This window comes from Halobacillus sp. BBL2006, from assembly GCF_000786645.1.
In the GTDB taxonomy this organism is placed as follows: domain Bacteria; phylum Bacillota; class Bacilli; order Bacillales; family Halobacillaceae; genus Halobacillus.
In genome coordinates this window covers 1-6,069 of sequence record NZ_JRNX01000170.1, presented here as the reverse complement: position 1 = coordinate 6,069, position 6,069 = coordinate 1, and the positions used below count along the sequence as shown (strand labels likewise).

6 protein-coding genes and 1 pseudogene are annotated in these 6,069 nt (G+C 40.1%); all 7 read right to left on the bottom strand.

Annotation, left to right across the window (positions count from 1 at the left end; genetic code table 11):
* A partial coding sequence (locus LD39_RS06120; RefSeq protein WP_035544026.1) for a flagellar brake protein occupies positions 1–404 on the bottom strand: 404 nt, incomplete at its 3' end.
* A gap of 120 nt (positions 405–524) precedes the next feature.
* A complete protein-coding gene (gene ypeB / locus LD39_RS06115) occupies positions 525–1,865 on the bottom strand; it encodes a germination protein YpeB (protein WP_035544025.1) in 1,341 nt (446 codons plus the stop codon).
* 11 nt (positions 1,866–1,876) lie between these two features.
* On the bottom strand, positions 1,877–2,677 hold the full coding sequence (gene sleB, locus LD39_RS06110) for a spore cortex-lytic enzyme (protein WP_369793218.1): 801 nt from the start codon (positions 2,675–2,677) through the stop codon (positions 1,877–1,879).
* 161 nt (positions 2,678–2,838) lie between these two features.
* Positions 2,839–3,498: a glutamic-type intramembrane protease PrsW gene (prsW, locus tag LD39_RS06105; protein WP_081988338.1), complete on the bottom strand. Its 660-nt coding sequence runs from the start codon at positions 3,496–3,498 to the stop codon at positions 2,839–2,841.
* 143 nt (positions 3,499–3,641) lie between these two features.
* Positions 3,642–4,601 carry an asparaginase gene (locus tag LD39_RS06100; protein WP_035544019.1) on the bottom strand — a complete coding sequence of 320 codons (960 nt, stop codon included), beginning with the start codon at positions 4,599–4,601 and terminating at the stop codon, positions 3,642–3,644.
* Positions 4,602–4,705: 104 nt separating this feature from the next.
* A complete protein-coding gene (locus tag LD39_RS06095; RefSeq protein ID WP_035544015.1) occupies positions 4,706–5,689 on the bottom strand; it encodes a YpdA family putative bacillithiol disulfide reductase in 984 nt (327 codons plus the stop codon).
* Positions 5,690–5,801: 112 nt separating this feature from the next.
* Positions 5,802–6,069, bottom strand: a pseudogene (locus LD39_RS06090) (Glu/Leu/Phe/Val dehydrogenase); the annotation flags it as partial.

The window sequence follows — 6,069 nt, the reverse complement described above, 5'->3', positions numbered from 1 at the left end:
CCCCCGCCACTGATGTCATGTGTAATCGTGTTTAAAGAATGATTATTGTCCTTTATGACTGCGTCAACACTTGATTCAACACGGACGTACTTTCTTCGTTGAATGCGTACAAGTTCCTTTTCACCCGGAAATTTCAACACAATCATCGGTATATTCGTTTTTCGACGTTGTATCACTTCAGTGTCGAATTTGTAAACAGACTCATCTTCTCCAACGAAACTTGCTTGAAACTCTGTACCTTCCAGAAAAAACCCCGTCTTCTTTGTTCTCACATTTACAGGATAATCAATAGAGATAGAAGTTTGATGACGATCCACCAGTTTACATTTATACTTTTCAGGTTTTTCTTGGTCCCTTTTTTGAAGTTCCAAAGTGATGGGCATTCCTATTTTAATAACTCCCATAATACACCCCCATATTCAAGACTTTAGTATTGGTTTATTATCCCATTTGTCTCACAAAAAAGGAAGTGTGTAGGTCTAAAGAAACAAAAAAAGACCACCCTTTTCAAGGTGGCCATACCATTATACATCTTTATTAAATTTCATTTCAGACTTTTTCAATGTTTCTACTTTCTCTTCTTCACCATTTGTAGCATTGATGAAAATTCTGTATGTTGTGTTTTCCATTGTAGTTAAAAATTCGTAACAGAGCACTTGCTCTTTAATATCATTTTCAATTACTGACAGATGCTGTTCTTGAATTTTCAATTGTGGGTTAACCCTTTCCCTTGCCTCTTTTTCTGAGAGTTCAGGAGAATTCAATTTCCGATCGTTATGATAATTGTAATAATCCCTCGCTGAAAGTCCGAGAACTTCTCCATCGTCAAGTGCCACCTTGACTACAATAGAATCGGGGTAGTATCGAACATCATCCTTCGTATAGACATACCGGAAGACGCCTATTTTGTCGTATTGGCTGCTTTCTATAAGTTCTAATGAAGATATCTCCAATCCTTTAACGAATTCCAATGCCTTATTGGAAGCTTCATGCAGACTGATCTTTGATTGCTTCAAGGGACGACTGATCATCAAGGTCAGTGGATGGCCGCCTTTTTCAGTCAAATCAATGTAACCACTCTTTTTCCCGTTTTGGAACGAAGCGGTGTAGGTAGGAACATTTGCGCCTTTACCTGATTTCGTCATTGTGAGCTTAGACTGGTCCACCTTCTCAAGCCAATCACTAGCCACTTTCTTGGCTTCTTTCTCAGAGAGTTTCTCCCCTTCAAGGTAGCGGTACTGCTGCTTTGTATCTCTCGTCCCCATGCCCGTTTCCATCGTTGACTCGGTATACCCATCAACTGATTTCTCTACCGTTTTAAAACCGTTAACGATGGTGTTGTCTCCTACCTCATCATTCGTAGCTAACGCAAGTTGGACGTCCATCCAGCGTAAATTATCTTTTAGCACTACATTTTGTACTTTCCGAAGTTCATTTTCAATTTCCCCAGATTGCTGATGGAGTTGTTCAAGCATTTTCACTTCTTTTTCGCTAAGTGGCTTTTTCTCTAAATCTCTAACAGCTGTACGATAAGCAAAATCCCCTACATCATATAGAAATTCTTCCGTCTTATTAAATGGAAGAAGAGTGAGTGGGAGCTGTCCGACATCTGAATTGGCTTCGGAAGTAATTTTCCATATTTCTGCAAGCTGTGGAGATAATTGCTTTCTTGAATTCATTGCGAGTGTTGCTCCAATTTTGTCATGCAAAAGATCTATGTTATAGGTCAATTCATGAAATGCGCGCTGATAACTGTTTTCAGCTTGAATAAGAACAGCGTTCTTATCCTGGTTCTCCTTATAACCCCAAACTCCAGCTCCCAATGTCGTTAAACTTAATACAATAATAGCGATTGTACGAATCATACTTCCACCTCCTATTTACAGAAAATATGTTTTCCAATTTGTTTGATTTGCGGACGTGACCAAATCCAGCTGGAAGTCGCAGTGTTCGGGTTGAAATAATAGATGGCTTGCCCGGATGGGTCCCAGCCATTGATCGCATCTAAAACAGCTTCTTTGGCCTGGTCATTAGGCTCTAACCAGATCTGACCGTCACTCACAGCTGTGAACGCTCGGGGCTCGAAAATCACCCCTGAGACTGTATTAGGAAATGAAGCACTGCTCACACGGTTCAAAATTACAGCGGCTACGGCTACTTGACCAACATACGACTCTCCACGAGCTTCACCATAGACGGCATTTGCCATCAATTGTATGTCGTTCTGTGAATAACCACTCGGCACGTTTACAGCCGTTGGTTCTTTAGGCTGTGCTTGCTGCTGGTTTTGTTGCGGTTTCTGTTGAGGCTTTTTATTCGTCTGGCTCGTTTGTTGTTGTTTTGGCGTACCACCATAGTGGGAAAATTCATTCCCTTGACGAATTTGCTCTTTGACAAAGCCTTCGTCGTATTTACTAGCCTTTACAAGTTTATTTTTCACTTCCTGTCCAACCAAACCATCAATATCTAAACCGAATTCATACTGGAAATTCCGCACTGCCCAATAAGTTCCCCAGCCGAATACTCCGTCAATTTCCCCGTTATAAAATCCCAAGTATTGAAGTCTTGATTGTAATTCAATGACGTCATCCCCTGTTGCTCCTTGCTGGATGACCTGATTAGAAAATCCTTGTACAGGTTTGACATTAGTCCATTCAGATAATGGCAATACAAACATGGCCAGACCTATACAAACAATCGTTGTTTTCTTCCATAACATCCGTGTTCCACCCCTGACCAATAGAATTTATTTATATCGGTAGTTTCTATCGGTTTAGGAAGTTTATACATAATGCCCAAATAAAAAAACCGTCGATTATCGACGGTTTTTTTATAAGACTATTGTTTTAACAGCTTTTCATGATGTTTATTCGCGACACGAATCTTTCTTAAACCAATCCCCCATAATACGAGCATAAATGGAAGAATTCCGTATATCCAGCTTTGATCGAAAACGGTGATGACAAGGTCGTAAAAACTATGCAGGCTCACTGGGATGATCAAAGCAACAAACAAGCACAAAGCTGAGCTTGAATTAGAAAATTTAGCTTTTCCTAAATAAAATCCCATAATGATACCGAATAAGGCATGGGAAGAAACAGGAAAAATCGCACGCAATAATGCAATTTCTATACCATTTGAGAACAAATAGATAATATTTTCAACGGTAGCAAAACCGAGACTGATGGCTACACCATAAATGATGCCATCGTAGTGATGATCAAAATCAGAGTGGCGAAATGCCACAAATAGTAGAAAGAACCATTTGAAAAATTCCTCTAATAAGCCTGCTAAAAAGAACGATTTTAAAAAGGGAGTTTGAAAAAAGCCCTCCGTCTCAAAAGCATATTGGATAAACATGATAGGAAATACCATGATTACTCCGATAATAAACATCCTAATAATTAAAGGCAATGGTTCTAGTTCAATACGCTTACTTAAATAAATAAATGTCATGATGGCCACTGCAGGAGCAATAGCCGCTGTCATTAAGGCCATGATCCATCAGCCTTTCCCCTAAATTCACCCTATGTTAAATCGTATCATGAAGCTATGAGAAAGGGAACCGACGGTTGGGATTTGATGTAAAAAACCTGCACTTTTGACCCACAAATACTATATACCCTTATAGGTATATAATATCAATACTTGATTTCTCCATCGTAATCTGAAGCAAGAATAACGGCAAGTTTAATTCTTGCTTTTTTACTGTCATCATCATCCCCAAGAATGACTCCGTGCTTGAACAGATCGTAAGCACTACCGAGATAATCATACGTTGTGTAAACGGACCCTTCCTCAGAGGTAGTTGTAATTACGATCGTAACCCCCTCTTCTATAGCCCGGATTATTTCACCCATCATTCCCGGAGCAACTTGGCCACGTCCTACGCCTTCAAGAATAATTCCTTTTGCACCACTTTCTCTGGAAGCCTTAATAAAAGTACCATCTGCTCCAGAATAAGTCTTTACAATATCCACTCTCGGAATTTGTGAGACGACTTCATAAGTTTCACGCTTAATTGGTTTTTGATAAATGTGTACTTCATCATTATCGATAATCCCCAGGTAACCAAAACCAAAGGCGTTAAATCCTTGAATATTCGAAGCGTGTTCTTTCTTTACATACTTCGCAGGGAATATGCGTTCGTTAAAAACTACCACCGCTCCAGCATTGTATAAGTCGACGCTGCACGCCGAATATATCGCGTGTCTAAGATTGATGTAGGCATCACTCCCCATCTCCCCTGGAGAGCGCTGAGAGCCCGTGATGACAACTGGACGTTGATCTTTAATCGATAAATCTAAGAAATAGGCAGATTCCTCTAAAGAATCCGTCCCATGGGTAACGACGACACCTGAGACAGTCTCGTCAAGGAAATAATTTTCAATTTTGCTCTTTAACAAAAGTAAATCCTCAAAATCAATGTGCATACTCGGTTTTTGAAAAACAGATTCAATAATCACGTCGATTTCTGAGGGCAACTTCAGCATTTGGGCGAGCTCTTCTCCCGTCAAGGCCCCTGAGGATAACTTCCCTGACTCTTCATTTGGCACACTCGCTATAGTGCCACCTGTAGTTAACAGAACGACTTTACTCATCTAAACAGCCACCCTTCCTATGTAATCTTCCATTATTATAACAAACTATTGAAAACGAGCTCTAACAAATAATGAGAGCCCCTTGAGAGGGACTCTCAGCATTCTCATCTTGTTTTATTCTTTATAGAAGCGGCAATTTTTCCTCCGTGATGACGGCCATTTTCAATAAATATTTCATTATTATTGTATCCAGCAGCTATAACGCCTGCGATATAAATGCCTTTCACATTTGTTTCCATCGTTTCATCATCATAGGCCGGACGCCCAGTCTCCTCATCAATTTCTACACCCATCTTCGTAAGGAAGCTGTGGTCAGGTCGATAACCAGTCATTGCAAATACAAAGTCATTCTTTACACGCTTCGTTTCGCCTTTACATTCATAGATGACTTCTGTGTCCGTAATTTCTTTGACATTTGCACAAAACTCCATTTTTATAAGCTCTTTTCTGACTAATGCCTCAAACTGGGGTAAGATCCAAGGCTTTATACTTTTAGAATAATCTTCTCCTCGATAAAGGACTGTGACGTTTGCACCTGATTTTTCAAGCTCAAGCGCCGCATCTGCAGCGGAGTTTTTCCCCCCTATAATAACTACATCTTTTTTGTAATAGGGATGAGCTTCTTTAAAATAATGCTTCACTTTTGACAGTTCTTCGCCATTAACCCCTAAGTAGTTCGGTTGGTCATAATAACCTGTAGCGACGACAATTTCGTCAGCCTTATACTCTTTTCTCTCATTGTCTTTCTTTTTTGTTCCTACAATCAACCCTTGGTCCTTAGGTGTTACTTGCAATACTCTTTCATATGCATTTACACGTAATTCTTCACGCTCTGCTACCGCACGATAGTACGCTAGCGCTTCATTGCGTACTGGTTTCTGTCTTTCAGAGATGAAAGGGATTTGACCGATTTCAAGCTTCTCGCTTGAGCTGAAAAACGTCTGATGGGTCGGGTAGTGATAGATCGAATTGACAATATTTCCTTTTTCTATGATTAACGGCTCAATTCCTTGTTTTTTCAATTCAATGGCCGCGCTCATGCCGCACGGGCCACCGCCGATAATAATGACCTTTTCTTCTTGTTGCATGCTTCACACTCCTCTTTCCGTCCAAAAGTTCTCTGTTTAAGAAAACTCCTATTTAAACATAATAAAATCTCCTACCATATAAATGATAGGAGATTATAGTGGTTGAATCAACCTATATCCATCCTCGGAATCTTGATGCCTCTGCCATTTTACGAACTCCAACCATATAAGCAGCTAAACGCATATCAACTCTTCGTGTTTCAGCTGTACGGTAAACGTTCTCAAACCCCTTCACAATGACTTTGTGAAGTTTTTCTTCGACTTCTTCTTCTGTCCAATAATAGCCTTGATTGTTCTGTACCCATTCAAAGTAAGATACAGTAACACCACCAGAGGAGGCTAGAACATCAGGAACTAGTAAGATCCCTCGTTCAGATAGA